Origin of the sequence: Pseudofrankia saprophytica (genome assembly GCF_000235425.2) — a bacterium.
Lineage (GTDB): Bacteria > Actinomycetota > Actinomycetes > Frankiales > Frankiaceae > Pseudofrankia > Pseudofrankia saprophytica.
The window spans coordinates 722,498-749,323 of record NZ_KI912267.1; the positions used below are offsets into that span (position 1 = coordinate 722,498).

20 protein-coding genes are annotated in these 26,826 nt (G+C 73.0%); 3 read left to right on the forward strand and 17 right to left on the reverse strand.

Annotated features, from left to right (window positions below; translation table 11 throughout):
* Window positions 1-21 precede the first annotated feature (21 nt).
* Window positions 22-888 (forward strand): hypothetical protein, encoded by an 867-nt coding sequence (locus FRCN3DRAFT_RS0237515; RefSeq protein ID WP_007515666.1) that lies wholly within the window; start codon window positions 22-24, stop codon window positions 886-888.
* Between the two features lie 163 nt (window positions 889-1,051).
* On the opposite strand, the gene FRCN3DRAFT_RS0237520 is transcribed toward FRCN3DRAFT_RS0237515, so the two are convergent.
* The 16 genes from FRCN3DRAFT_RS0237520 to FRCN3DRAFT_RS0237595 form a co-directional block, all read right to left on the reverse strand.
* Window positions 1,052-2,251 (reverse strand): cytochrome P450, encoded by a 1,200-nt coding sequence (locus FRCN3DRAFT_RS0237520; protein ID WP_007515667.1) that lies wholly within the window; start codon window positions 2,249-2,251, stop codon window positions 1,052-1,054.
* 194 nt (window positions 2,252-2,445) lie between these two features.
* Window positions 2,446-3,168 (reverse strand): adenylate kinase family protein, encoded by a 723-nt coding sequence (locus FRCN3DRAFT_RS0237525; RefSeq protein WP_027141288.1) that lies wholly within the window; start codon window positions 3,166-3,168, stop codon window positions 2,446-2,448.
* Window positions 3,169-3,680: 512 nt separating this feature from the next.
* Entirely contained in the window at window positions 3,681-5,126 is a 1,446-nt protein-coding gene (locus FRCN3DRAFT_RS0237530; RefSeq protein ID WP_007515669.1) for a glutamate synthase subunit beta, read from the reverse strand.
* Window positions 5,127-5,335: 209 nt separating this feature from the next.
* Window positions 5,336-9,895 carry a glutamate synthase large subunit gene (gltB, locus tag FRCN3DRAFT_RS0237535; protein ID WP_007515671.1) on the reverse strand — a complete coding sequence of 1,520 codons (4,560 nt, stop codon included), beginning with the start codon at window positions 9,893-9,895 and terminating at the stop codon, window positions 5,336-5,338.
* A gap of 429 nt (window positions 9,896-10,324) precedes the next feature.
* On the reverse strand, window positions 10,325-11,035 hold the full coding sequence (locus tag FRCN3DRAFT_RS0237540) for a VIT1/CCC1 transporter family protein (protein ID WP_007515672.1): 711 nt from the start codon (window positions 11,033-11,035) through the stop codon (window positions 10,325-10,327).
* Window positions 11,028-12,278 (reverse strand): prolipoprotein diacylglyceryl transferase, encoded by a 1,251-nt coding sequence (lgt, locus tag FRCN3DRAFT_RS52285; RefSeq protein WP_007515673.1) that lies wholly within the window; start codon window positions 12,276-12,278, stop codon window positions 11,028-11,030. The genes FRCN3DRAFT_RS0237540 and lgt overlap by 8 nt, the downstream gene beginning before the upstream one ends.
* Before the next feature lie 102 nt (window positions 12,279-12,380).
* Window positions 12,381-13,229, reverse strand: coding sequence for a tryptophan synthase subunit alpha (gene trpA, locus FRCN3DRAFT_RS0237550; RefSeq protein WP_007515674.1), 849 nt, complete (start codon window positions 13,227-13,229; stop codon window positions 12,381-12,383).
* Window positions 13,230-13,313: 84 nt separating this feature from the next.
* On the reverse strand, window positions 13,314-14,612 hold the full coding sequence (gene trpB, locus FRCN3DRAFT_RS0237555; protein ID WP_007515675.1) for a tryptophan synthase subunit beta: 1,299 nt from the start codon (window positions 14,610-14,612) through the stop codon (window positions 13,314-13,316).
* An 86-nt stretch (window positions 14,613-14,698) separates the two neighbouring features.
* Complete coding sequence (gene trpC, locus FRCN3DRAFT_RS0237560) at window positions 14,699-15,505, reverse strand: indole-3-glycerol phosphate synthase TrpC (RefSeq protein WP_007515676.1); 807 nt, start codon at window positions 15,503-15,505, stop codon at window positions 14,699-14,701.
* Between the two features lie 373 nt (window positions 15,506-15,878).
* Complete coding sequence (locus FRCN3DRAFT_RS0237565; RefSeq protein WP_007515677.1) at window positions 15,879-16,640, reverse strand: Trp biosynthesis-associated membrane protein; 762 nt, start codon at window positions 16,638-16,640, stop codon at window positions 15,879-15,881.
* Window positions 16,641-16,699: 59 nt separating this feature from the next.
* Window positions 16,700-18,268 carry an anthranilate synthase component I gene (locus tag FRCN3DRAFT_RS0237570; RefSeq protein WP_007515678.1) on the reverse strand — a complete coding sequence of 523 codons (1,569 nt, stop codon included), beginning with the start codon at window positions 18,266-18,268 and terminating at the stop codon, window positions 16,700-16,702.
* Window positions 18,265-18,675 (reverse strand): phosphoribosyl-AMP cyclohydrolase, encoded by a 411-nt coding sequence (hisI, locus tag FRCN3DRAFT_RS0237575; protein ID WP_007515679.1) that lies wholly within the window; start codon window positions 18,673-18,675, stop codon window positions 18,265-18,267. The genes FRCN3DRAFT_RS0237570 and hisI overlap by 4 nt, the downstream gene beginning before the upstream one ends.
* A gap of 227 nt (window positions 18,676-18,902) precedes the next feature.
* A complete protein-coding gene (locus tag FRCN3DRAFT_RS48175; protein WP_051467432.1) occupies window positions 18,903-19,808 on the reverse strand; it encodes an MBL fold metallo-hydrolase in 906 nt (301 codons plus the stop codon).
* Window positions 19,805-20,254, reverse strand: coding sequence for a cupin domain-containing protein (locus tag FRCN3DRAFT_RS0237585; protein WP_007515681.1), 450 nt, complete (start codon window positions 20,252-20,254; stop codon window positions 19,805-19,807). The genes FRCN3DRAFT_RS48175 and FRCN3DRAFT_RS0237585 overlap by 4 nt, the downstream gene beginning before the upstream one ends.
* Window positions 20,251-21,033 (reverse strand): cysteine hydrolase family protein, encoded by a 783-nt coding sequence (locus tag FRCN3DRAFT_RS0237590; protein WP_007515682.1) that lies wholly within the window; start codon window positions 21,031-21,033, stop codon window positions 20,251-20,253. Before FRCN3DRAFT_RS0237590 ends, FRCN3DRAFT_RS0237585 begins: the two co-directional genes overlap by 4 nt.
* Window positions 21,030-22,247 (reverse strand): LLM class flavin-dependent oxidoreductase, encoded by a 1,218-nt coding sequence (locus tag FRCN3DRAFT_RS0237595; protein WP_007515683.1) that lies wholly within the window; start codon window positions 22,245-22,247, stop codon window positions 21,030-21,032. Before FRCN3DRAFT_RS0237595 ends, FRCN3DRAFT_RS0237590 begins: the two co-directional genes overlap by 4 nt.
* A 215-nt stretch (window positions 22,248-22,462) precedes the next feature.
* On the opposite strand from FRCN3DRAFT_RS0237595, the gene FRCN3DRAFT_RS52290 reads away from it, so the two are divergent.
* Window positions 22,463-24,139, forward strand: coding sequence for an amidase (locus FRCN3DRAFT_RS52290; protein WP_007515684.1), 1,677 nt, complete (start codon window positions 22,463-22,465; stop codon window positions 24,137-24,139).
* A gap of 127 nt (window positions 24,140-24,266) precedes the next feature.
* Window positions 24,267-24,908, forward strand: coding sequence for a helix-turn-helix domain-containing protein (locus FRCN3DRAFT_RS0237605; protein WP_007515685.1), 642 nt, complete (start codon window positions 24,267-24,269; stop codon window positions 24,906-24,908).
* A gap of 63 nt (window positions 24,909-24,971) precedes the next feature.
* Here the strand turns inward: FRCN3DRAFT_RS0237605 and FRCN3DRAFT_RS0237610 are convergent, their stop codons facing one another.
* Complete coding sequence (locus tag FRCN3DRAFT_RS0237610) at window positions 24,972-26,777, reverse strand: ABC transporter ATP-binding protein (protein WP_027141290.1); 1,806 nt, start codon at window positions 26,775-26,777, stop codon at window positions 24,972-24,974.
* Window positions 26,778-26,826: the final 49 nt, after the last annotated feature.

Consider the following 26,826-nt stretch of genomic DNA (forward strand, 5'->3'; position numbering starts at 1 on the left):
ACCGCATGGCAGGTGGACAGCATGCGGGCCCGGGGCGCCAGCGCCTACGACATCGCCCGCAGCCGGTTCAACGACTACGGCTCGCTGCTACGCCTCGGCCGCCTCGACGACGCCGACGCACTGCTGGCCGACTGCCAACGGGTCTTTACCGACACCGGCGACCTCGACATGGTCGGCAAGACGTTCTCCGCCCGCGCCGCACTCGCCAACAGTTACGGCCGCCCCGACGAGGCCACCCGCCTCGAATACACCGCCCTACGCCTCAGCTACATCCGACCCGACCCGAACGCCATCGCCATCTCCCACCACAACCTCGCCAACTACCTCGACCCCACCACCACCGGCCTGGTACTCGCCCACCGGATCGCCGCCACCCTGCTCTACCACCTCACCGGCATCACCAGCACCTGGCAGGCAAATACCGCCCAAGCGCTGAGTCACCACCTCACCGGCGGCCCCGACCTGGATATCCCCGACACCGTCGCCGCGGTCGATACCCTCGTCAGCCAGGTCGACGGCGTCCGCTGGGCGGGCCTCGTCGACAGTCTCGCCGGCAACCGGGCCACCGCCGACCAGGCCCTCCACGATCTGATCAACGCCGCCCGCGCTCTACCCCCCGAACCGGTCTCCGGGCCGGACCCCGACCGCCGCCTCGCGGCATGGGAACCGATCATCTCGGCCGTTGCCACCGCAGCGAACGCCCGCCAGCCCCTGCCCACTGAGGTTGACCAGGTACTCGACGAACTGGCCAAGGCCAACGACTGGGCAAACCTCGTCGCCGCGCTACGCCGAGTCCTCGCCGGCGACCGCGACCGCGACACCCTCGCCGCCCACCTGGACGACGTCGACACCGCGATCCTCGCCGCAGTACTCGACCGGCTCAGCTGAGCCAGCTCTCGACAGCCGTCCCACGCCGGGTTGATCGCCGCCGCCGTGTTGCGGCCGTCGTGAATCCGGCGATTTCGTGACGATGGCAACACGGCGGCGGCGATCATGAACGCGGCGACCGGCGGGAGCGCGCCGCTACGCCGCCGCCGCCGCCGCACCAGCCCTACGCCGACGCCAGCGCGGCGCCCTTCGTCACGAACGGCAGGTTAGCCGCACCTCGGACGTTCGACGACACCTTCATCACGGCCCGCTCCGGATCGGCCACGTAGTCGGGGAACCGCTTGAGGACCTCCTCCAGCGCGATCTTGACTTCGAGCCGGGCCAGGTGTGCCCCCAGGCACCGGTGGATACCGAAGCCGAAGAACACCGTCGACGGCTCGTCCCTCCGGTTCAGGTCGTACACGTCGGGGTTCTCGTAGACCCGCTCGTCACGCAACGCCGAGCCGGTGATCAGCATGACCCGGTCGCCCGCCGGGATCGTGACGCCGTGCAGCTCGACGTCGCGGGTGGCGGTCCGGCCCTGCAGCTGGGACGGGGCGTCGAAGCGCAGGGTCTCGCCGGCGGCCCGGTCGTAGAGGGACGGGTCGGACAGCAGGAGGCGGCGCTGGTCGGGGAACCGGGTCAGGGCCATCAGGCCGTTCGGGATGGCCTTGGCGACGGTCTCGTGGCCGGCGGCGCCCAGCTCCAGGAACCGGAATGCGATCTCGTCGTCCGGCAAGGTCCGGGTCGAGCCGTCCTCGTCGTCGTCCACCTCGGTGGTGATCAGCAGGCTGATCGGGTCGTCCGTCGGGTTCCTGCGCCGTTCGGCCGCCAGCGAGAGATAGATGTTGATGATCTCGGCGTTGGCGGCGATGAACTCCGCCTCCTCGTCGACGCCCTCGCCACGAGCGAGGATTCGGTCGCTGCACTCGTTGATGGTCTGCCGGTACTCCTGGGGGATCCCGAGCAGCTCGCTGATCACGTCGAGGGGCAGCTGGACGGAGAAGTCGCGGACGGCGTCGAACTCGTCGGCGTCGAGGAAACGGTCGAGCAGCTCGCCAGCGCGGCGACGGATGTAGGGCTCCAGGGCCAGCATCCGGCGCGGGGAGAACACCTTGCTGACGATCTTGCGGTGCCAGCGGTGCTCCGGCGGGTCCCGCAGAATGATCATAGGGGCGCCGGCCTCGCGGCCCTCGATCGTGACTCCGCCGGTGCTGGAGTAGGTCTGCCAGTCGTTGTGCGCGGCCAGGACATCGGCGTGCAGCGACAATGCCCAGAACTTCAGGTCGGCGTTGTAGTAGACCGGCGCCTCTTCCCGCAGTGCCCGGTAGACCGGGTACGGGTCGCGATAGGTCGCGAGGTCATACGGGTTGAACTCGACCATCCGCACTCCTGATCAGATACCGGACACCAGCAGCCACAGCGGACATGGCCACAATAGGCATAAAGTATCTAATCTGCATACTCGACACAACTTCTACGGACCTTGGCGAACGTCCGCCAGCCGAACCCAAAGCCCGGACACGCCGACGCGCCCCCGGCCAGGGACCGGGGGCGCGTGGTGTCTTGATCTGTCAGCTATCCACGGGTGACGTCGGTGAGGACGGCCTCGAGACGGGCGGCGACCTCGTCGGGAGTGCCGGAGCCGTCGACGGTGCGCAGGATGCCGCTGGCGGCGTAGTAGGCGCGCAGCGGCGCCGTGCGCTCGGCGAAGACCTTGAGGCGCCGCCGGGCGGTCTCCTCGTCGTCGTCCAGCCGGTCTTCGGAACGGGCGCGATGCCTGATCCGCTCCAGCACGGTGGACTCGTCGACGTCTAGGTCGAGCACGACGTCCAGCGCGCAGCCCGCCTCGGCGAACCTGGCGTCGAACGCCTCGGCCTGCGCGAGCGTGCGCGGGAACCCGTCGAGCAGGAAACCCTGGCAGACGTCCGCGGCCGGGGTCGCCGACGGCGCGGTCAGCGTGCCGGTGGAGACCGTGGACGACCTCGCGGACGCCTCCGAGGACGTGCCGAGAGCTTCCGCGTCCTTCGAGGCGCGCGCGGTCGCGGGCACATGATCCACCACCGCGGCGGCGCTGGAGCCGTAGAGCCGGTCGGCGACGAGGTCGAGGACCAGTTCGTCGGGGACGAGGTCGCCCGCACGGACATACGCCTCGGCGCGGCGGCCGAGCGGGGAACCGGCGGCGATCTCGGCGTCCAGCAGCCGGCCGGTGGAGATCGCCGGGACGCCGTAACGGGAGCCGATCCGGGCGGCCTGCGTTCCCTTGCCTGAGCCCGGCGGGCCGAGCAGCACGACTCTCACCGAGTGGACCCTACCCCGCACCAAACCCCCATAAGCCTGGATGACGTGTAAGAAACCTGACCCGGCGCTTTCGGAACGCGGCGGGAATCACTGGCGGTCCCGGGGGCCGTGGCCCTGCCGAGGCCCGGGCAGCGTATCCGTCAGCGTCGCGATACGTCCACCCGGCCGTAACCCACGTCGCACCACGGGTCTTCCGGCTCTGGGGGCGACCTCTTCCCCGCCGTCCGTGGCTGCCGAGACCCCCATCCCCGCGGTACCAGCCACAATTGGCCGAAGCCTGGATGAAAATCCCATTCTCAAAGAAGCAAATCACATTCTACAAAGGCTTCTCGCCGCGTTCGGTGACCGTGCCGAGCGACACGGCCACCGAACACAAATCACGATCACAAGCCACAGTCATCGTCACAGTCATCGTCACGGCCATCGTGATAGCCATAGTCACTGCAACGTAGCCATGGTCACTGCAACAGCCACAAGAAGGTAGAAGCTACCGGCCGGTCGGGATCCGGCGCTTAGCGGCGGGTCGGGGTGATCGGGGACGGCAGGTCGGTGGCGCCGACCAGGTAACGGTCGACGGCTGCCGCGGCCGAGCGGCCCTCGGCGATCGCCCAGACGATGAGCGACTGGCCGCGGCCCATGTCGCCGGCGACGAACACGCCGGGGACCGAGGACTGCCAGCCGGCGTCGCGGGCGACGTTGCCGCGTGCGTCCAGCTCGACGCCCAGATCGTTGACCAGGCCCTCGCGCTGTGGGCCGACGAAGCCCATCGCCATCAGCACCAGCTCGCAGGGCAGCTCGACGTCGGTGCCCTCGACCTTCTGGAACCTGCCGTCGACCATCTGGACCTCGTGCATCCGCAGGGCGCGCAGCCGGCCGTCCTCGTCACCGAGGAAGGACTCGGTGGAGACGGCGTACACCCGCTCGCCGCCCTCCTCGTGCGCCGACGACACCCGGTAGACGATCGGGTAGCTCGGCCACGGGTTCGCCGGCGGGCGGGACTCCGGCGGCCGCGGCATGATCTCCAACTGGTGCACGGAGACCGCGCCCTGGCGGTGGGCGGTGCCGAGGCAGTCGGCGCCGGTGTCACCGCCGCCGATGACGACGACCCGCTTGCCCGCCGCGCTGATCGGCGGCTCGGCGAGGTCGCCCTCCTGCACCTTGTTGGCCAGGGGCAGGTACTCCATCGCCTGGTACACGCCGGAGAACTCCCGTCCCGGCACCGGCAGGTCGCGCCCGATGGTCGAGCCGCCGGCCAGCACCACCGCGTCGTGCGACGCGCGGAGCTCGTCCGCGCCGATGTCGACGCCGACGTCGCAGGACGTGACGAACTTCGTCCCCTCGGCCTCCATCTGCGCGATACGGCGGTTGAGGACGGCCTTCTCCATCTTGAACTCGGGGATGCCGTACCGCAGCAGGCCGCCGATCCGGTCGGCGCGCTCGTAGACGGTGACGTCGTGCCCGGCCCGGGTGAGCTGCTGGGCGGCGGCGAGCCCGGCGGGGCCGGAGCCGACGACGGCGACCTTCTTCCCGGTGCGCGTCGACGGCGGTATGGGGTCGACGCCCCGGCCGTCGGCGAACGCCCGGTCGATGATGGAGACCTCGATCTGCTTGATCGTCACGGGGTCGTCGGAGATCCCGAGGACGCAGGCCGCCTCGCACGGCGCCGGGCACAGCCGCCCGGTGAACTCCGGGAAGTTGTTCGTCGCGTGCAGCCGGTCGATCGCCTCGGACCACTCACCCCGGCGCGCGAGGTCGTTCCACTCGGGAATGATGTTTCCCAGCGGGCAGCCGTTGTGGCAGAACGGGATGCCGCAGTCCATGCAGCGCGCCGCCTGCGCGGCCAGCGATGGCGAGGGGAACTCCTCGTACACCTCCCGCCAGTCCTGGATCCGCACGTCCACGGGCCGGCGCGCCGGAAGCTCCCGGTGGTGCCGGAGGAACCCAGTCGGGTCAGCCATGCCGCTCCTTATTGATGGTTCGCTTCGTCCGGGCGGCGCGCTCCGGCGACCTCCGCCGCGGCCCGGCCACGTCACGACCTCCGAAATCGGCTTCGCCGATTCCGCAGGAACCCCGGCGCTCGCGGACGGGCCTCCGCGTCTGGCCCGGCTGCTTGATCTTGAACCTCCCCACCAGGGTTTTACCCCCGGCGAGTCCCAGCCCAACTGCGTCAGCTGCGGGCTAGAGCCATGATCAGGTCGTCGGCGGGGATGCCCTGTTCCTTGGCTTGCTTGATCGCGGTCAGCACCCGCTTGTAGTCGCGGGGCATGACCTTGACGAACTTCTCCTGCTCGTCCTCCCAGTCCGCCAGCAGCCGGGCGGCGACCGTCGAGCCGGTCTCGCGGCGGTGGCGGGTGAGCAGGCTGACCAGCTGCGCCCGGTCCTCCGCGTCGAGCGGCTCCACGTCGACCATCTCGGTGTTGATCCGCGCGCTCACCGGGGCGTACAGGTAGGCGACGCCGCCGCTCATGCCAGCCGCGAAGTTGCGCCCGATCGGCCCGAGCACCGCGACCGTGCCACCGGTCATGTACTCACAGCCGTGGTCGCCCACGCCCTCGACGACGGCGGTCGCGCCCGAGTTGCGCACGCAGAACCGTTCGCCGACGACGCCCCGGAAGAACGCCTCGCCCGCGGTCGCGCCGTAGAGCAGCACGTTGCCGGCGATGATGTTCTCCTCGGCGCGCAGCGGCGCCTCCTTCGGCGGGAAGACGATGATCCGCCCGCCGGACAGGCCCTTGCCGGTGTAGTCGTTGGCGTCGCCCTCCAGGGTGAGGGTGATGCCGCGCGGGACGAACGCGCCGAAGCTCTGGCCGGCCGAGCCGGTGAAGCGCAGCGAGATCGTGTCGTCCGGCAGGCCGACCGCGCCGTAGCGGCGGGTGACCTCGTAGCCGAGCATGGTGCCGACGGTCCGGTTGACGTTGCGGATCGGCATCTCCAGCCACACCGGCCGGCCGTCCTCCAGCGCGCCCTCGCACAGCTGGATGAGCGAGTTGTCGAGCGCCTTGTCGAGGCCGTGGTCCTGGCTGGCCGAGTTGTGCAGCGACCGGCCGAACGGCGCCTCGGGGGTGTGCAGCAGCGGGCTGATGTCGAGGCCCTCGGCCTTCCAGTGCTCGACGGCGGCGGTCGCGTCGAGCAGGTCGACCCGGCCGACGGCCTCCTCGAGCGTCCGGAAGCCCAGCTGGGCGAGGTACCCGCGGACCTCCTCGGCGATGAACGTGAAGAAGTTCTCGACGAACTCGGGCTTGCCGGTGAACCGGGCCCGCAGCGTCGGGTTCTGGGTCGCCACGCCCACGGGGCAGGTGTCGAGGTGGCAGACCCGCATCATCACGCAGCCGGCGACGACCAGCGGCGCGGTCGCGAAGCCGAACTCCTCGGCGCCCAGCAGCGCGCCGATGACGACGTCACGGCCGGTCTTGAGCTGGCCGTCGACCTGCACCACGATCCGGTCGCGCAGCCCGTTGAGCAGCAGCGTCTGCTGGGTCTCGGCCAGGCCCAGCTCCCAGGGGGCGCCGGCGTGCTTGAGCGACGTCAGCGGCGAGGCGCCGGTGCCGCCGTCATGGCCCGAGATGAGCACGACGTCGGCGTGCGCCTTGGACACGCCGGCGGCGACGGTGCCGACGCCGACCTCGGCGACCAGCTTGACGTGCACCCGCGCCTTCGGGTTCGAGTTCTTCAGGTCGTGGATGAGCTGGGCGAGGTCCTCGATCGAGTAGATGTCGTGGTGCGGCGGCGGCGAGATCAGGCCGACGCCCGGCGTCGAGTGCCGCGTCTTCGCGATCCACGGATAGACCTTGTGGCCGGGCAGCTGGCCGCCCTCGCCGGGCTTCGCGCCCTGCGCCATCTTGATCTGCAGGTCGTCGGCGTTGGCGAGGTACTCGCTGGTCACGCCGAACCGACCGCTGGCGACCTGCTTGACCGCCGAGCGGCGCAGGTCGCCGTTCGCGTCGGGGACGAACCGCTCGGCGTCCTCGCCGCCCTCGCCGGTGTTCGACTTGCCGCCGAGTCGGTTCATCGCGATCGCGAGCGTCTCGTGCGCCTCTGCGCTGATCGAGCCGTAGGACATGGCGCCGGTGGCGAACCGCTTGACGATCTCGGAGACCGGCTCGACCTGCTCGATGGGGATGGGTCGGCGCAGGCCGGGCCGCAGCTCGAACAGCCCGCGCAGGGTGGCGTCGCGCTTGGACAGCTCGTCGACCTTGGCCGTGTACTCCTTGAACACGTCGTACTGGCGGGTCCTGGTGGCGTGCTGCAGCAGGAACACCGTCTCCGGGTTGAACAGGTGCAGCTCACCCTCGCGGCGCCACTGGTACTCGCCGCCGATCTCGAGGCTGCGGTGCGCGAGCTCGGTGGCCACCCGCGGGTAGGCGCGGGCGTGCCGGGCGGCGACCTCGGCGGCGAGCACGTCGATGCCGACGCCCTCCAGGCGCGAGGCGGTGCCGGTGAAGTACCTGTCGATGACGTCGGAGCGCAGGCCGATCGACTCGAAGACCTGGGCGCCGGTGTAGCTGGCGATGGTGGAGATGCCCATCTTGGACATCACCTTCAGCACGCCCTTGCCGAGCGCCTTGATGAGGTTCTTCTCGGCCTGCTCCGGGGTGACGCCCTCGATCTCGCCGCGGCCGATGAGGTCCTCGACGCCCTCGAACGCCAGGTACGGGTTGACCGCGGCGGCGCCGTAGCTGGCCAGCAGCGCGATGTGGTGCACCTCGCGCGCGTCGCCGCCCTCGACGATCAGGCCGACCTTGGTGCGGGTCTTCTCCCGGATCAGGTGGTGGTGCACGGCCGCGGTGAGCAGCAGCGACGGGATCGGCGCGAGCCGCTCGTCGGAGTCGCGGTCGGACAGCACGATGATGCGGGCACCGTCGGCGATGGCCGCGCTGACCCCGACGCAGATCTCCTCGATCCGCGCCGCGAGCGCCGCACCCCCACCGGCGACCTCGTAGAGGCCGCGGACGGTGACCGCGGCGAAGCCGGGCATGTCGCCGTCGTCGTTGATGCCGATGATCTTCGACAGCTCGATGTTGCTGATCACCGGGAAGGGGAGGTGGACCACCCGGCAGGTGGCGGGGCTCGCCGTCAGCAGGTTGCCCTCCGGCCCCAGGTAGTTGCCGAGGCTGGTGACCAGCTCCTCGCGGATCGCGTCCAGCGGCGGGTTGGTGACCTGGGCGAACAGCTGCTGGAAGTAGTCGAACAGCAGCCGCGGCCGCTCGGAGAGCGCCGCGATCGGGGTGTCGGTGCCCATCGACCCGATCGGCTCGGCGCCGGTGCGCGCCATCGGCGCGACGATGATCCGCAGCTCTTCCTCGGTGTAGCCGAAGACCTGCTGACGGCGGGTGACCGACGCGTGGCTGTAGACGACCCGCTCGCGGGCCGGCAGGTCGGCGAGCTGGATGACGCCGGCGTGCAGCCACTCCCCGTAGGGCGAGGCGGTGGCGAGCTCCGACTTGATCTCGTCGTCGCTGACGATCCGGCCCTTGGCGGTGTCGATGAGGAACATCCGGCCCGGCTGGAGCCGGCCCTTCTGGATCACCCGGTGCGGCGGGATGTCGAGCACGCCGACCTCGGAGGCCATGACGACCAGGCCGTCGTCGGTGATCCAGTAACGCGACGGGCGCAGGCCGTTGCGGTCGAGCACCGCGCCGATCATCGTGCCGTCGGTGAAGGCGATCGACGCCGGCCCGTCCCACGGCTCCATCAGCGTGGCGTGGAACTGGTAGAAGGCGCGGCGCCGCGCGTCCATCTCCGCGTGGTTCTCCCAGGCCTCCGGGATCATCATCAGCACGGCGTGCGGCAGGCTGCGCCCGCCCAGGTGCAGCAGCTCGAGGACCTCGTCGAAGCTGGCTGAGTCGCTGGCGTCGGCGGCGCAGATCGGGAACAACCGGGACAGGTCGCCGGGAATCAGGTCGCTGGCGAGCAGCGCCTCGCGGGCGCGCATCCAGTTGCGGTTGCCGCGGACGGTGTTGATCTCACCGTTGTGCGCGATCAGCCGGTAGGGGTGCGCCAGCGGCCAGCTCGGGAAGGTGTTCGTCGAGAACCGGCTGTGCACCAGGGCGATGGCGCTGGCGAACCGCGGGTCGTCGAGGTCGGGGAAGTAGGCCGACAGCTGGTGGGTGGTCAGCATCCCCTTGTAGGTCAGCGTGCGCGCCGACAGCGACGGAAGGTAGACCCCGGTCTGCCGCTCGATCCGCTTGCGCAGGCAGAACGCGCGGCGCTCCAGCTCCATGACGTCGAACGGCGTGTCGTCCTCGACCGGCGCGCCGACGGCCGCCGCGACCGGGACACCGGGCAGCGTGACAAACAGCTGGCGCATCCGGGGCTCGACCTCGCGGGCGGCGTGGCCCACGATGTGGCTGACGACGGGCACCTCACGCCAGCCGAGCAGCCGCAGGCCCTCCTGCCGGGTCAGCCTGCCGATGGTGCGCACCGCCTCGTCGCGGTCACCGGCCACCTGCGGGAGGAACGCGATGCCGACGGCGTACCGGCCGGGAGCCGGCAGCGGGAAGCCGGCCACGTCGCGCAGGAACACGTCCGGGATCTGGACGAGGATGCCGGCTCCGTCACCTGTGTCCGGGTCGCTACCCGAGGCTCCCCGATGGTCGAGGTTGCGCAGTACCGTAAGGCCCTGGTCGACCAGCTCATGACTACGCCGGCCGTGCACATCGACGACAAACCCGACACCGCAGGCGTCGTGCTCGAAGGAGGGGTCGTAGAGACCTTGCTTAGTCGGCATCCGGAGGTGTCCTGTCCGTCTTCAGGGCCTGAAGGGGTGCGGACGACGCTGTCCGGGTGACGCGACGACGGCCTGCACCGGGCGCCAGGCACCGGTGCCTGGGCACAGCGCGCCTCGAGGTCTCCCAGGTACGGAAGACCCGCCCCGAACAGCCAGGGCCGAGACAGCTGGGATCATGTCAGCTGAGGCCATGTCAGCCGGGTCAGGGCGCGGTGAGCCAGTCGCGTCATACGCTGCAACGAGTGTGCCACGCCCCCGCCCGATTCGCTGAGATCGTCAGTGTCCGCCAGGTCACATGAATGTGACAGTTGTGTTCCATACACACCCGGCTTACGCTGACCTGCCCGGTTCGTACCCCCCCTTTAGGGAGGTATGTTCCCACCATTCGCGCGCCCGGGGGCGGTCGACGACCCCGTGGCCGACGGCCTCCTAGCTGACGCCCCCGACGAGGACGCCGACCAGGTAGGTGGCGCCGGCGGCGAGTGCGCCGAGGGCGAGCTGGCGGACGCCGGACAGCAGCCGCGAACGGCCGGTGAACCGGCTGACGGCCACCCCGACGGCGAACAGGGCCACGGCGGCCAGCACACCGCTCGCCAGGAACGTGTCGGCGCCAAGCAGGTACGGCAGGACGGGTACCAGGGCCCCGACGGCGAACGCGGCGAACGAGGAGGCCGCGGCGACCAGCGCGCTCGGCAGCCGGCCGGGTGTGACGCCGAGCTCCTCCTGGCTGTGGATCGCGAGCGCGACCTCCGGGTCGGCGTGCAGCTGACGGGCCACCGCGTCGGCGAGCTCCGGGTCGACGCCCTTCCTCGCGTAGGTGGCGGCGAGCTCGGCACGCTCGTCCGTCGGGAAGTCCGACAGCGCCCGTCGTTCCACCTCGATCTCGGCGGCCATCGCCTCGTTCTGTGACGTGACCGACGTGTACTCCCCGGTGGCCATCGAGAACGCGCCGGAGGCCAGCCCCGCGAGCCCGGCGAGCAGCACCGTCGACCGCGACGACGCGCCGCCCGCGAAGCCGGACAGCAGCGCGACGTTGCTGACCAGCCCGTCCATCGCGCCGAACACCGCCGGGCGCAGCCAGCCACCGGAGACGTCGCGATGCGTGTCCCGGTGCCGGTGGCCCAGGCCGGAGTCAGGCATCGCGAGGGCTACCGCCAGCGGGACCGTCCCCGCCGCTGTCCGCGGCCCCGGCGCCGCTCGACTTGTCCAGGCCGACCCTCGCGGTGACGGCGCCGGCCGTGACGACCTCGCCCGCGTCGGCGGAGCCGGCGAGGTCGCCGGTCGGGGTGGCCGGGGTGGCCGGGGTGGCCGGGGTGGCCGGGGTGGCCGCCGGCTTTGGGGAGGCCGGCAGGGACTCGCTGGGCTTGGTGCCCGCCAGGATCTCGTCCGCCAGCACCTCGTCCGCGGGACTCGCGGCGGCGGCCGTCGCCGCGCCTGCCGGCCTGAGGTCCGCCGGCTTCGCGTCCACCGGCTTGGCGTCCGTCACGTTCGGGTCCGTCGTCGCGTTCTCCTCGGCCGGGGTCCCGGCCTCGGGCGCGTCGCCACCGGTCTGCGCGGGGGTGACCGCCGCCGGTGGCTCGCCGCCCCGGTCCACGGGCTTGCGCAGGAGGATGAACATCAGAAGCGCGCCGACGAAGACCGCGATACTGACCCAGTCGTTGAGCCGCAGGCCGCCGATGTGCGTGGCGTCGTCGATGCGCAGCGCCTCGATCCAGGCCCGGCCGACGGTGTACAGCATGATGTACAGCGCGAGCAGTCGGCCGCGGCCGAGGCGGCGCCGCTGGTCGACGAGGAGCAGGACCGCGGCGACACCCAGGCACCACAGCGACTCGTACAGGAACGTCGGGTGGAACGTCGCGAACTGCTCGTACCCGGCCGGCCGGTGCGCCGCATCGATCTCCAGCGCCCAGGGCAGCGTGCTGGGCCGGCCGAACAGCTCCTGGTTGAAGTAGTTGCCCCAGCGGCCGATCGCCTGGGCCAGGACGATGCCGGGCACCGCCGCATCGGCGAACATCAGGAACGAGACGCCCGACCGCCTCGTCTTGATCCAGACACCCAGCGCGCCGCCGGCGACCGCCCCCCAGATCCCCAGCCCGCCGTTCCACACCTTCAGGACGTCGGCGACGTGCCCGTCCGCCCCGAAGTAGGCCTCGGGGCTGGTGATGACGTGGTAGAGCCGGGCGCCGACGATGCCGAACAGCACCGCCCACACGCCGGCGTCCCCGGCGAGGTTCGGGTCGGCCCCGCGGGCGCGCAGCCGCCGCCCCGTCAGCCAGACCGCGACGACGACGCCAATTATGATCATAAAGGCGTAGGCGCGCAGCGGCAGCGGCCCGAGGTGGATGACGCCTCGGGATGGGCTGGGAATCGCGGCTAGTACCACGGCGCAAGGCTACCTAGCGACACCGCCGCCTCGTCCACCCCTCCGGCAAACAAGAGCTGGACAGCGCCTACCCACCGACCGTCGTGCGGCGGTGGCGGGCGGTCAGGCGTCGCCCGTGGCCGGGGAAGGGCGGCGGACCCCCGCCGCGAGTTCGGCGGTGAGCGCCCGGATGCCGTCCAGGCCGGCTGAGAGCCCCGTGCCCGCGCGCTCGGCGGTCAGCAGGGCGCCGACGAGGGCCGAGCCAACGATCACGCCGTCGGCGAAGGCGGCCACGGTCGCCGCCTGGGCGCCGTCGCGCACGCCGAGGCCGACCGACACCGGCAGGTCGGTCACCGCCCGCACCCGCTTGACCAGGCCCTCGGCCGCGGCGCCGACCGACTGGCGGGCGCCCGTCACACCCATGAGCGACGCGGCGTAGACGAAGCCGCCGGTGATGCCGGTCACCAGCTGGATCCGCTCGTCGGTCGAGCTCGGCGCGACGAGGAAGACCGGGTCGAGGTCGTGCGCGCCGGCGGCGGCGAGCCACGGGGCCGCTTCCTCCGGAGGCAGGTCGGGGGTGATGACACCAGCGCCGCCGGCGGCGGCGAGGTCCGCGGCGAAGCGCTCGACTCCGTAGCGCTCCACCGGGTTCCAGTAGGTCATGACGAGCGTGGGCGCCCCGGTCTCGGCGACCGCCTCGACGGTGCGGACCACGTCGGCGGTGGTGACCCCGCCGCGCAACGCGGCGTCGGCGGCTTCCTGGATGACCGGGCCGTCCATCGTCGGGTCCGAGTACGGGAGGCCGACCTCCACCACGTCCACGCCGGCCTCGACCATGGCGCGCATGGCCGCGATGGCGCCGTCGACCGTCGGGAATCCGGCCGGCAGGTAGCCGACCAGGACCGAGCGGCCCTCCTTGCGTGCCGCCGCGAAGGTGTCCGCGAGCCGCCCGCGCGTGCCCTGTGCCTGCACCAGCTGTCCGTCTCCCGGCCGGTCTCGGCCGTCATGCGCGTGCCTGTCGGGATGTCTGTCGGGATGCCTGTCGCCCACCCCGGGTCAGCTGTGAGCGGGCTCACCGCCGTCGGCGGGGAGCACGCCGAACCAGCGGGCCGCCGTGTCGACGTCCTTGTCGCCTCGTCCCGAGCAGCTGACCAGGACCGTCGCGTCCGGGCCGAGCTCGCGGGCGACGTCGAACGCGCCGGCGAACGCGTGCGCGCTCTCGATCGCGACCAGGATCCCCTCGGTCTTCGCGACCAGGGCGAGCGCCTCCATCGCCGCCGCGTCGTCCACGACCCGGTAGGTCGCCCGGCCGGTGTCGTGCAGCCAGGCGTGCTCCGGGCCGATGCCCGGGTAGTCCAGGCCCGCGGAGATCGAGTGCGAGACCTTCGTCTGGCCGTCGTCGTCCTGCAGGAAGTACGACCGCATGCCGTGCAGCACACCGGAGCCGCCGCCGGCGATCGCGGCCGCGTGCCGGCCGGTGGCGAGGCCGTCGCCCCCGGCCTCGCAGCCGATCAGCCGGACGGAGGTGTCCGGGATGAAACGATGGAAGATCCCCATCGCGTTCGAGCCGCCGCCGACGCAGGCGACGATCGCGTCCGGGAGCTTCCCGGTGAGCGTGAGCACCTGCTCGCGGGCCTCGACGCCGATGATCCGCTGGAAGTCACGCACCAGCATCGGGAACGGGTGCGGGCCCATCACCGAGCCGATGCAGTAATGCGTGCGATCGACGGTGGCGACCCAGTCGCGCAGCGCCTCGTTGATGGCGTCCTTGAGCGTCCGGCTGCCGGAGGTGACCGGGACGACCTCGGCACCGAGGAGGCGCATCCGGGCGACGTTGAGCGCCTGGCGGCGGGTGTCCTCCTCGCCCATGTAGACGACGCACTCCAGGCCGAGCAGCGCGCAGGCGGTCGCGGTCGCGACGCCGTGCTGGCCCGCGCCGGTCTCGGCGATCACCCGGGTCTTGCCCATGCGCCTGGTCAGCAGGCACTGGCCGAGCACGTTGTTGATCTTGTGGGAGCCGGTGTGCGCGAGGTCCTCGCGCTTGAGCAGCAGCCGGGCGCCGCCGATGCGCGCGGTGAGCCGGCGCGCGTCGGTGACCGGGGTCGGCCGGCCGGCGTAGCTGGCGAGCAGGCCGTCGAGCTCGGCGACGAACGCCGGGTCCGCGCGGGCCTCGTCGTAGGCCGCGGTCAGCTCGTCCAGGGCGGCCATCAGCGCCTCGGGCACGAACCGCCCGCCGAACGGCCCGAAGTGCCCCAGCGTGTCCGGCACGCTTGGCCGCGCCCCGGGCTCCGCGTCCAGGAACGAGGGGACGGCCGGTGCGGTGGTGCCGGTAGCTCCGGCGCTGCTGGGGCTCACGCCCCGACTCTATCCACCCACCCCACCCGTTCTTCGGGTCCGAGCAGCCCCGCGCGGGCGCTGGCGCGGGGAGCTCGCGCCCGGCGCTAGCGCCCGACCTTGGTGGCCGGGTGGGCGCCCGCGGCGACGAGGTCGGCGACCGTCTGGCGTGGGTCCGAGCCGCTGACCGCCGCCTCCCCGACCAGCACCGCGTCGGCGCCGGCCTCGGCGTAGGCGAGCAGGTCGTGCGGGCCGCGGATGCCGGACTCGGCGACCTTCAGCACGCCGGAGGGCACCAGCGGGGCCAGCCGGGCGAACGTCTCGCGCCTGATCTCCAGCGTCTTGAGATCGCGGGCGTTGACGCCGACGAGCCGGGCCCCCGCGTCGAGCGCGCGCATCGTCTCGGTCTCGTCGTGGACCTCGACCAGCGCCGTCATGCCGAGCGACTCGATCCGCTCGAGCAGGCCGACGAGCCGGGGCTGGTCCAGCGCCGCGACGATCAGCAGCACGATGTCGGCGCCGTGCGCCCGCGCCTCCAGGACCTGGTAGGGCGAGACGATGAAGTCCTTGCGCAGCACGGGCACGTCGACAGCTACGCGGACGGCGTCCAGGTCGGCTAGCGACCCACCGAAGCGGCGCCGCTCGGTGAGCACGCTGACGGCCGCCGCGCCGGCCGACTCGTAGATGCCGGCGAGCGCCCCGGGGTCGGGGATGCCCGCGAGCTCGCCCTTCGACGGGCTGCGCCGCTTCACCTCGGCGATCACTGCGACGCGGCGGGCGCGCAGCACCGCGAGGGCGTCCCGCGGGTCGGGGACCTTCTCGACCCGCTGCTTGAGCAGGTCAAAGGGGATACGCGCCTCACGCTCGGCCAAGTCGGCACGGACACCGGCGATGATCTCGTCGAGGACGGTCACAGCCGGGCTCCTCTGGCTTTCGCTGCCATGGCGCCGATGGTAGGCCCACGCACCAGGAACGCACATGGCCCCCCATGGCCGCGCCGAATCCTTGACCGTCCGTAGTTGCCCGGCGATCGTCCGGACTAGGCATTTGCAGACGATCAACGGCTAAGCAGGTCATATCCTGCAACGATGGCCGTCTCGGCGGACACGCAGCGTCGTTGTCTCGTTGTTGCTCGTTCTTCCCCGCCGACGGGAGCCCACCCGCGCGGAGCCCGGCACATCATCCGGCACGGCCATCCCGCGCATCATCGCCGTTTCGGACCCATCCCGCGTCCGGGCACCAGCGCGACGATCCGGACGGTAGAGCGTGTTCGTGGAGCTACCTGAGCTAACCGCCCTGGTCGGGCCGGTCGGGCCGGTCCACCGAGTCGGCCGAGGCCGTCGGGTCCTGACCGCGCTCGATCGCGTCCCAGTCGTCCAGCGGGCGGGGCGCCCTGGTGTGGTAGCGGCCGCCCATGCCCGGCCAGCGGGGACCGAACACCACCGCCACCAGGCCCGCGCCGACGAACGCCAGGCCCCCCAGCGCCGCGGCCCACGGGGCGGCCGAGAGCCGGACCTGGCCGATCCGGGGATGGCCGCTGGGGGCGAGGTCCACGACGTGGCGCGCCGCGCGCACGGCCGGTTCTGGCGTGACCCCGATCCGAGCGGCGAGCACCACCACACCGACGCCCGCCAGGGCGACCAGCACCCCGACGACCCGCCGGCCGGCGCCCCTGGTCGCCACCAGGGCGACCGCCGCGGCGAGGCCCACCAGCCCGAGCGCGCTCACCGCCGGCGCGAGGTCCCCGCCGCCGAGGGCCACCGCGAGCGGCGTCCCCACCGCACCGCCACCGGTCGTCGTCGCGTCCCGCACCTCGGTGCGCGCCCACGTCGCCGAGCTCGCGAACAGCACCAGCCCCGCCCCCACGAGGCAGGCGAGCACAGCGGCGCCCAGGCCCGCCCGGCCGGCCAGCCCCGGCCGGCCGGCCGGGAGTCCGCCGGCCGCGTCGCGCACGTGCATCCGCACGGCCGCGTCGGCGTCAGCGCCCGAGGCCATCGGCGCAGGCACGCCGACCGCCTCGTCCGCGTCGATACTTGCCTTCTGGTTCATGTGCCTGGACTCCCGACCACGTACGGAGGACGCGAAGCGCCCCGACGCCCAGCCCAGCCTCAGCCGGGGGAACGCAGCGACTCGGCGATCTCGATCGCCCGCAGCACGGCCGCGGCCTTCGTGCGGCTCTCGCGGTCCTCCGCGTCCGGGTCCGAGTCCGCGACGATACCGGCCCCGGCCTGGACATAGGCCCAGCCGTCGCGGACCAGCGCGGTGCGGATCGCGATCGCGGTGTCCAGGTCGCCGCCGAAGTCGAGGTACCCGACGACACCGCCGTAGAGGGCGCGCCGGGTCGGCTCGAGCTCGTCGATGATCTCCATCGCCCGCACCTTCGGCGCCCCGGACAGGGTTCCCGCCGGGAACGTCGCCGCGAGCACGTCGACGGCGCTGTGCTCGGGCGTGACCTGGCCGGTGACGGTGGAGACGATGTGCATGATGTGCGAGTAGCGCTCGATCGTGGCGAACTCGACGACCCGCACCGTCCCCGGCACGCAGACCCGGCCCAGGTCGTTGCGAACCAGGTCGACGAGCATGACGTGCTCGGCGCGTTCCTTCGGGTCGGCCAGCAGCTCGGCGGCGAGCTCCGCGTCCGCCTCGGGGGTGCCGCCGCGCGGGCGGCTGCCCGCGATCGGGTGCAGCAGCGCCCGGTCGCCGGTGACCTTGACGTGCGCCTCGGGGGACGTGCCGACGACGTCGAAGTCGCCGAAGCGCAGCAGGTACATGTACGGGCTCGGGTTCGACGCCCGCAGCACCCGGTAGATGTCGAGGGCGCCGGCGGAGGTCGCCCGCTCGAACCGCTGCGAGACCACGATCTGGAAGCACTCGCCGGCGCGGATCTCCTCGATCGAGCGCTCCACCGCCTGCTGGAACTGGCCAGGCGCCATCGCCGAGGTGAACCCCGCGATGTCGAGGGCGGCGAGCGCGCCGGTGGCGGCGACGGTCGGCTCGGTCCACTTGTGCAGTTCGGCGGTCATCACCTCCAGCCGGGCGACCGCGTCGTCGTACGCGGCGTCCAGCGCCGCCTCGTCGAGCGGGACCGTCGGATACGTCCCGTCCGCGGCGGGCGCGCCGGCCGGCGCGCCGGGCGCGCGCGTGAACACGTTCGCGACGAGCAGGCAGGAGCCGTCGGCGTGGTCGAGCACGGCGAGGTCGGTACACAGCAGCAGGCGCAGCTCGGGTATGCGCAGATCGTCGACGGCATGCTCGGGCAGCCGCTCGATGCGGCGCACGAAGTCGTAGGAGAGGTAGCCGACCAGTCCGCCCATCAGCGGCGGCATGCCGGGCAGCCGAGGCGCGCGCAGCGCCTGCTCCACGGCGCGCAGCACGACCAGCGGGTCACCGCCGGTCGGTACCCCCGCCGGCGGCGGCCCCCCGGCCCAGCAGGCCACGCCGTCGACCTCGGTCAGGGTCGCCGCCGCGCGCACCCCGATGATCGAGTAGCGGGACCGCATCCCGCTGTGCTCGGCCGACTCCAGCAGGAAGGTGCCCGGGCCACCGCCGAGCTTGCGGTACACGCCGACGGGCGTCTCCCCGTCGGCGAGCAGCCGGCGGGTGACCGGCACGACCGCGTGGCCGGCGGCCAGCGCGCGGAACGCGGCGCGGTCGGGTGAGATCTCACCGGTCGTCATCGGGGCTCTCCCGTCTGGGGCGTCGGGCCATCCGGCGAGCCGTGCGCCGCCGGCAGCTCGCGGCCGTCGAAGCAGCTGCGCGCGCCGGTGTGGCAGGCGGGGCCGACCTGGTCGACCTGGACGAGCACCGTGTCACCGTCGCAGTCGAGCGCGACCGAGCGCACCCACTGGACATGGCCGGAGGTGTCACCCTTGACCCAGTACTCCCGGCGGCTGCGGCTCCAGTAGGTGGCCCGGCCGGTGGTCAGTGTCCGGTGCAGCGCCTCGTCGTCCATCCAGCCGACCATGAGGACGGTGCCGGTGTCGTACTGCTGGACGACGGCGGGGAACAGCCCGGCGGCGTCCCGCTTCAGCCGCCCGGCCAGCGCCGGGTCGAGCCCTGACGAGGTCACACTCACCGGGCCCATTCTGCCGTGTTTCTGGTTCGCTCCGTGCGGGCACGGCGCTCCGGCCCCTTACTCGCTTCGCTCCCAAGGGACCTCCGCGCCGTGTCCTCCTCCGCGAACGGGCGCTCCGGCGACCTCGCTGCGGCCCGACCCACCTCGCTTCGCTCGTGGGCCGGGCCTCCGCGAGGCGCGCCTGCGCGCCGCATGGTGACTCGCCGCCGAGACGTCACCAAGCCAAGGCCCGTGTCCTATACAGCAGGCCTGAGGATGTTGAACTCGGTGAAGCGGTGGCGCAGCACAGGGCGGCCGTAGAGGTCGAGACCCGGTTCACCGGTGCTGCGGCCGGTGTGCACGGCCTCGATCGCGTCGGCGGCGTCGCGCAGCAGGTGCGGCCCGGCCTCGCAGGAGCGGGTGTGCGCCGGCATGACCCGGCTGACCTGGCCGGCGAGGTCGCCGTCGAGGCGGCGCAGGCTGGTGACGAACGCCTCCAGGTCCGTGTCGTCGGTGTGCGCCCAGAAGTCGCCGGTGATCAGCGTGTCGCCGACGAAGAGCAGGCCGTCGCGCTCGTCGAGCAGGCACAGCGAGTCCGGCGAGTGTCCCGGGCTGTGCAGGACGCGCAGCGTCCGGCCGCCCAGGTCGATCACGTCGCCGTCGGCGAGCGGGCGGGCCGCCGGCCCCGTCCCGATCGGAGCGGCCGTGGCGGCGCGGACGCCCGGCGGCAGCGCGCGGGGCCGGACGTCGGCGGTGAACAGGTGGAAGTAACGGTCGTCGAGCGCGAGCGCCGTCTCGTAGGCGGCGAGCTGCTCGGCGGCCACCGTCAGGTAGGCGCCGACGCGCTCGGCGGGGACCTCGTGCGTGAGCCGTTCGACGGCGATCGGGTGGGCCGCGGCCTCGTCGAAGTAGCCGTTCCCGCCGCGGTGGTCGTCGTGCGCGTGGGTGTTGACGACGAGCACCGGCGCCCCGGTGACCCGGCGGACCGGGGCCGAGATGTCGGCGATGCCGGTGCCGGTGTCGACCAGCACGGCCCGCTCGGTGCCGACGACGAGGAAGCAGTAGACGTGCCACGGCTCGGCGACGAGCCACACGCCGTCGCGCAGTCTTCGGGTCACGAACCAGGGGTCCTGGTCGGCCATCAGCCGCTCCCGCCCGCTCACGGCGCGGCGTTCTCCCGCAGGACGGCCACATCCTCGGGGTCCAGGCCGGCGACCGGGCCGCGCTCGATCAGCGCGGCGAAGCCGTCGTCGGGCGCCATGACGGTGATCGTGTAAAGGCGGTCGGTGTCGGACGTGTTCACGATGCGGTGGACGGAGCCCGGCGGCAGCACGAGCACGTCGCCGGGGCCGAGCGGGCGGGTGTGCCCGTCGCTGTGCGCGAGGCCGGTGCCGGCGAGCACGACGAAGGTCTCCGTCGAGGCGGGATGGGAGTTCGGTGGCTGCGAGCCCCCCGGCTCCCAGATCTCGAACACGACGGTGGTCGGCGAGCCCTGGGCCGGGCCGCTGAGGACGGCGAGCCTGACGGTGTCGGCGGGTGAGATCCGGTGCGCCGTCACCTCGGCCAGTGGCCGGACCACGGGCGGCCCGGCGGGCTCGGCGGCGCTCAACCCAAAGCCTTCAGCGCGTCGGCGAGGTCGGCGGCCGTGACGGTGAAGCCGAAGCACTGGCGGACGTTGTAGACGGTCGCCTCCATGCAGAACTCCGGTGACGTCGTCGCGACCGCGTCCTCGACCATCACGACGTCGTAGCCGACGCAGGCCGCGTCGGTCAGCGTCGCGAGCACGCACTGGTCGGCGTTGACGCCGGCGAACAGCAACGTGTCGACCCGCAGGTTGCGCAGCACCGTGTCCAGCGGGGTGTCCCAGAAGCCGCTCATCCGGTATTTGGAGACCTCGACGTCGCCCGGTTCGATCTGCAGCTCGTCGACGACGGCCGCCGCCCAGGCACCCTCGGTGAGCACCGGGGAGCCGTTCGGCAGCGGGTCGCCGATGCCGGTGCCCGCGCCGTCGCCGTTGTAGACATGCAGCACGCCCGGCGGCAGGTTGGCCCGGTCGGGGCGGTTGCCCCAGTTGAGCCAGACGACCGGCACGCCGGTGGCGCGCAACGCCGGGAGCAGCTCGGCGAGCACCGGGATCGGCGCTCGGGCCGGGGTGACGTCGACGCCGATGCCGGCGAGCCAGCCGTCGGGGTGGCAGAAGTCGTTCTGCATGTCGATCACGACGACGGCGGTGCGGGCCAGGTCCAGGGTGAGCCGCTGCGGCAGGGCCGGCACGGTGAGCGCCCGCTCGGGCTGGGCCGGGCGCCGCAGGTCCACCGCGCCGGGTCCGACCCGCCAGCTGTTGACGGCGCTCGGCCCGAGCGGCACGGCAGGTTCCTGGTCGGTCATGGCGCGGCATCGGCCGCGACGGAGCCGGCCGCGACGGGCTCCGCGGCGTCGAGGAGCGGACGGACGTCGCGGGCGAAGCGGCGCAGCTGCTCGTCGGTGGCGTCGTAGCTCTCGCCGGGGCCCGTCGGGAAGATCGTCAGGTCGGCCAGGCCACCCAGGTCGTCACGCAGCCGCAGGATCGACTCGGCGACGTCCTCGGCGGTGCCGACCGCCCACACGCCCTGCTCGACGGAGTCCTCCAGGGTCGGCACCCAGCCGGCCGGCGGCATGCCGCCGTCGGGGCCCAGGTAGGCCCGGTTCCATCCGTAGGGGCCGAGGAAGCGCCAGAACTCGTCGTGGCCGGGGCGCGCGAGCTCCATCGCCTGCTCGCGGGTGTCCGCGACGTAGGTGTTGAGGACGACCATCCGCTTCTCGCCGGGGGCGAGCGCCGCGCCGCCATGCGTATCGGCGTAGACCTCGGCGTAGCGGTCCCAGCGGGCGCGCAGCAGCGAGCGGCTGGCCAGCCAGAACACGCCGCCGAATCCGCGCGCGGGCACCGCCGCCAGCGAGCCGGGGCTGCTGATCGCCTGCCACACCTCGTACGGGTAGGCCGGACGCGGGATGAGGGTGAGTGACTCGACCTCGCCGCCCCGGTCGGGGATGCCCGGCGGAGGTGCCTGGAAATGGCTGCCGCGGTGGCTGAAAGTCTCGTTGTCCAGCGCGGTGAGCAGCAGGTCGAGCGCCTCGTTCGTGACGTCGCGGTTGACAGCGTCGGCGGCGAGCGCGTCCGGGTTGTCGGTGGAGCCGATCGACATCCGGCCGAGCGAGAGCGGCTCGATCTCGCGCGGCACGGTGCCCCGGCCGACGCCGAGGATGCCGCGGCCGCCGGAGAGGTTGTGCAGCATCGCGAAGTCCTCGGCCAGGCGCAGCGGGTGCCACTGGCCGACGACGTTGAACATCGTGCCGATGCGGATCCGGCGGGTCCGCTCGGCGAGGAAGGCGCCGAACAGCAGGCCGTTCGGCACGACCTCGTAGCCCTCGTGCTGGAAGTGGTGCTCGGTCAGCCAGAAGGCGTCGTAGCCGAGCTCGTCGGCGAGCACGCCGGTGTCCAGGATGCGGCGCGTCGCGGCCAGGAACTCGGCCTGGGTGTAGCGACGCGCCGTCGGCTCCGTGCCGCCGGCGCCGATGGTGTCGCCCATCTCGACGGCCCCGAAGAGAAACACGCCGACGCGCATCGCACTCCCCTCGCCACGGTGTTGATGCCATGAACACTGCCGCGCGGGTGTTTCAGCGCCATCACCCATCCGTTACGCCCCTCTCGCGCCCCGCTCCGGGCCACGTCGGGTGGCCCGTCAGGTGGTCTACTGAGGCGGTTTGTCGCCTGCCACAGTCTGTTCTGCCACAGGCTGTCGCCCGCCGCCGCCTGTCGCCGTGGCCGAAGGAGCTGCCCGTGTCCCGCGACGTCCGCTTCTACGCGGTCGGCCAGTCCCCCGCCGCCTCCCACGGCACCGGGGCGCCCGTCGACGACCCAGCCTGGCCGGCGGGGCTGCAGGAGGCGTTCTGGCGGTACGAGCGAGCGCTGCTCGGCAACGACCTGGACGCGCTGGACGAGCTGTTCCTCGACGAGCCGGCGACGCTGCGGGCCGACGCCAGCGGCGTGCTCGTCGGGCACGCCGAGATCAGCGAGTTCCGCCGCACCAGGGGCACCCGGGGCGGGCTGCCCGGGCCGCGTACGGTCGATCGGCTGCACGTCCAGGCGCACGGCCCGGCCTTCGCCGTCCTCGTCGCCGAGATCACCCGTGCCGATGGCGGCCGCGGCCTGCAGACCCAGGTCTGGGTGGCGGTGCCCGACGACTCCGGACCCGGCCCGGGCGGCCAGTCACGGTGGCGGGTCGCGGCGGCGCACGTCAGCGGTTCGCCCCCGCCGGCACCTGGCGTGGAGGTCAGCACGGCGGCGGTCTGGCGGATACGGGGCGAGCCGCTGGTCGCCGGCGCGGACCAGGGGCCGCTGCGAGGGCTGACGGTCGCCGTCAAGGACCTGTTCGCGGTCGCCGGGCACCGCGCCGGGGCGGGCAACCCGGCCTGGCTCGCCGAGGCGGCGCCCGCGGCCGAGCACGCGCCAGCGGTGGCCGCGCTGCTCGCTGCCGGCGCCGACGTCACCGGGCTCGCGCAGACCGACGAGCTCGCGTACAGCCTGTCCGGGACGAACGTCCACTACGGCACGCCGCCGAACCCGACCGCGCCGGGCGTCATCCCCGGCGGATCCAGCAGCGGCCCGGCGAGCGCCGTCGCGCTCGGCCTGGTCGACGTCGGCCTCGGCACCGACACCGGCGGCTCGGTGCGGGTGCCCGCGTCCTACTGCGGCCTGTTCGGCATCCGGCCGACGCACGGGGCGGTCTCGGCCGCCGGGGTGGTCCCGCTCGCGCCGAGCTTCGACACCGTCGGGTGGCTCACCCGCGACGCGGCCACGCTCGCACGGGTCGGCGCGGTGCTGCTGCCGCCCGCCGACCCCGCGCTGCCAGCGCCGGGCGCGCTGCTCGTCGCCGACGACCTCGTCGCCCTCGCGGAGCCCGACACCGCCGCCGCGCTCGCCGGCGCCGTCCCGTCGCTCGCCGCGGCCGTCGACCTGCCGGTCCGGCGGGTGCCGGCGATCGCGGCCGGCCGGCTGCGCGACTGGTTCCTCGCCTTCCGCCACGGCCAGGGTTTCGAGGCGAACCAGGCACACGGGGCGTGGGTGGCCGCCCACCCCGGCGTCCTCGGCCCCGGCATCGCCGGCCGGTTCGCCGGCGCGGCGGCCGTCACCGACGAGGAGCTGACGACGGCCCGTGCGGTCCGCGCCCAGGTCCGCGCGACGCTCGGCGCCGCGCTCGGCACCGGTGCCGTTCTGGTCGTTCCCGCGACCAGCGGCCCGGCACCCGCGATCGACCTCGCCGTCGAGGCCAAGGACCGCCTGCGTGCCGCCACCCTGACCCTGACCTGCGCCGCCGGTCTCGCCGGCCTGCCGGTCGTCGTCCTCCCGCTCCTGCTGGTGCGCGGCCGCCCGGTGGGCCTGGCCCTCATCGGCGCGCCCGGCACCGACCACGCCTTGCTCGCGCTCGCCACCCGCGTGACCGCTGCCCAGGCCTGACCGGCGGTACGCCGGCGAACACGCTCCGCCCAAAGGGGCCATGCCCGCATCCCTCACGGGACGGCGCACCGCCGCCCGACGGTTCGTCGCGGGCCGAAGTGCCGGCGCAAATGGGACGATGGCGCCCATGTGCACGGATGAGGTCGGCCAGCAGGCCCGGGCCGGGACGAGCGAGCGGGAGGTGCGCGAACGGATCGGGCGGTCGATCCGGACGCTGCGGCAGCGCAGAGGGCTCACGCTCGTGCGGCTCGCGGCCCTCGCGGAGCTGTCGCACCCCTTCCTCAGCCAGCTGGAACGAGGCCTCGCCTGGCCGAGCATGGTCTCGCTGCACAGGATCGCCGAGGCGCTCGGCACGACGCAGCTCGAGCTCATGTCGATGGGCACCGCCGACGAGGCCGCCGACGACGCCGACGCCGACGGCCCGTCCGCCGGGCGGCGGGTGAGCCTGGTGCGGGCCGGCGGCGGCGTCCTGGCGCAGAACCCGGTCGGCGTCGCGCGCTCGCTGGTGTCCGGCACGCGCGCGATGTACCCGGTGCTCTTCGAGGGCGCGCCGACCGAGTTCGGCGACGCGTTCACCCACCCCGGCGACGAGTTCGCCTTCGTGATGACCGGCCGGATCGAGGTGGAGGTCGCGGGCGAGGGCCTGTTCGCCCTCGGCCCGGGCGACACCCTCTACTACCCCGGCGTCGTCCCCCACCGCTGGCGCCAGCTCCCCGGCCCCACCAGCCGCGTCCTGCTCGTCCAGGAGAGCCGCGCCCCCACCCACTGAGCGGGGAGCGGGGACCTCGCCGAGCCTGGCTGGTAGGGCCGGTAGGGCTCTGTTAGGGCCGCGCTACAGGGCGGCGATGCCGGCGGACCAGGAGGCGTGCAGGCGCTGGTAGACGCCGGGCTGGGCGACCAGGTCGGCGTGGATGCCGCGCTGGACGACGCGGCCGGCGTCGACTACGAGCACCAGGTCCGCCGTCTCGGCGGTGGACAGGCGGTGGGCGATCGTCACGGACGTGCGGCCGTGGGTGAGCTCCAGCAGCGCCTGGCCGATGCGGACCTCGGTCGCCGGGTCGACGGCGGAGGTCGCCTCGTCGAGGACGAGCAGGTCGGGGTCGGCGAGCTCGGCGCGGGCGAGGGCGACGAGCTGGCGCTCGCCGGCCGACAGCAGCCCGCCGGACTCGCCCACCGGGGTGCGTACCCCGGCCGGCAGGGCCGCGAGCCAGTCGGCGAGGCCGAGCCGCGTGAAGGCCGCGCCGATCTGGGCGTCCGTGGCGCCGGGCCGGCCGTAGCGGACGTTGTCGGCGACCGTCGCGTCGAACAGGAAACCGTCCTGCGGCACCATGACCACCCGGCCGCGCAGCGACGAGAAGCGCACCTCGGTCAGCGGCACCCCGCCGATGCGCACCTCGCCCCCGGTGGGGTCCATCAGCCGGGTCAGCAACTTGGCGATCGTCGTCTTGCCCGACCCGGTCTCGCCGACGACGGCGACCCGGGCCAGGGCCGGGATCCGCAGGTCGACGCCGTGCAGGACCGGCGGGCCGGTCCGGTACCGGAAGGTGACCTCGTCGAAGGTCACGTCGAGCGAGCCGGCCGGCAGGTCCCGGCCGCCAGCGCCACGCGAGTCGCCAGCGGCGTCCGAGCCCTCGGAGACGCCAGCGACGTCGAGCTCGGCCGGGTCGCGGACGTCGCTCGGGGTGTCCAGGATGTCCAGGACGCGGCGCAGGCCGGCCAGCGCGTTCGCGCCGTCGTTGAGCACCTCGGTGAGCATCTGCACCGGCATGACGAACAGCGTCATCAGGAACAGGAACGCCACCAGCCGGCCGGTGGACAGCTGCCCGCCGACGCCGAGGCCGACGCCGAGCAGTACCACCCCGCCGAGCGCCACGGCGCTGACCAGCTCGCCCGCCGAGAACACCACCGCGACCAGCACCTGTGCCCGGCTCTGCGCCGAGCGATAGGCCTCGACCGTCTCGTCGACCCGGGTGGCGGTACGCCGCTGGGCACCGTAGGCACGCACCACGTGGGCACCCACCACGGACTCGGACACGGCGCCGAGCATGTCCCCGACCCGCCGGCGCACCAGGGCGTACCGGGTGGCCAGCCGGCGCTGGAAGCGGCGGGTCGCGAACACCATCGGGACGAAGCAGACGTAGACCAGCAGCGTCAGCGGCCAGGAGTAGACCAGCATCAGCACGGTCGCGACGACCATCTGGCCGACGGAGACGACCAGCATCACGCCGCCGAACTGCAGGAACTGCGACATCTGGTCCACGTCGGTGGTCACCCTGGCGGTCAGCCCGCCGCGGGCCTGGGTCGCCTGGGTGAGCATCGACAGGTCGTGGATGTGCCGGAACGCGCGCACCCGCAGCGTCGCCAGCGCCCCCTCGGAGACCTTGTAGAGCCGCACGTTCATCACGTACGTGGCGGTCGCCGTCACCACGATCGCGACCGCCGCGATCGTGACGGCGGTGCGCACCAGACCCAGGTCGACGCCGTCCGAGCCGGTGACGCCACGGTCGAGCGTCTGCTGCACGGTCAGCGGGATGACGATCTTGCCGACGGTGGCGATCAGGGCGAGCAGCAGCGTCACGCCGATCCCGTTCGTCGCCTGCGGAGCGAGCCGGCGCAGCCGCCGGGCGGTGCTCCACAGCCCCTCCCTCGTCGCCGGCGCGTCGGCACCGGGCGGCGCGGCGGCGGGC

What these genes read in the sequence shown, in the direction of transcription:
- FRCN3DRAFT_RS0237590 (WP_007515682.1), bottom strand. Translation starts at nt 21,033, where the DNA reads ATGACCGACCAGGAACCTGCCGTGCCGCTCGGGCCGAGCGCCGTCAAC.
- FRCN3DRAFT_RS0237605 (WP_007515685.1), top strand. Translation starts at nt 24,267, where the DNA reads ATGTGCACGGATGAGGTCGGCCAGCAGGCCCGGGCCGGGACGAGCGAG.
- hisI (WP_007515679.1), bottom strand. Translation starts at nt 18,675, where the DNA reads ATGGGCCCGGTGAGTGTGACCTCGTCAGGGCTCGACCCGGCGCTGGCC.
- FRCN3DRAFT_RS0237565 (WP_007515677.1), bottom strand. Translation starts at nt 16,640, where the DNA reads ATGAACCAGAAGGCAAGTATCGACGCGGACGAGGCGGTCGGCGTGCCT.
- FRCN3DRAFT_RS0237515 (WP_007515666.1), top strand. Translation starts at nt 22, where the DNA reads ATGCGGGCCCGGGGCGCCAGCGCCTACGACATCGCCCGCAGCCGGTTC.
- FRCN3DRAFT_RS0237540 (WP_007515672.1), bottom strand. Translation starts at nt 11,035, where the DNA reads ATGCCTGACTCCGGCCTGGGCCACCGGCACCGGGACACGCATCGCGAC.
- FRCN3DRAFT_RS0237520 (WP_007515667.1), bottom strand. Translation starts at nt 2,251, where the DNA reads ATGGTCGAGTTCAACCCGTATGACCTCGCGACCTATCGCGACCCGTAC.
- FRCN3DRAFT_RS0237570 (WP_007515678.1), bottom strand. Translation starts at nt 18,268, where the DNA reads ATGACGACCGGTGAGATCTCACCCGACCGCGCCGCGTTCCGCGCGCTG.
- FRCN3DRAFT_RS0237595 (WP_007515683.1), bottom strand. Translation starts at nt 22,247, where the DNA reads ATGCGCGTCGGCGTGTTTCTCTTCGGGGCCGTCGAGATGGGCGACACC.
- FRCN3DRAFT_RS0237530 (WP_007515669.1), bottom strand. Translation starts at nt 5,126, where the DNA reads ATGGCTGACCCGACTGGGTTCCTCCGGCACCACCGGGAGCTTCCGGCG.
- gltB (WP_007515671.1), bottom strand. Translation starts at nt 9,895, where the DNA reads ATGCCGACTAAGCAAGGTCTCTACGACCCCTCCTTCGAGCACGACGCC.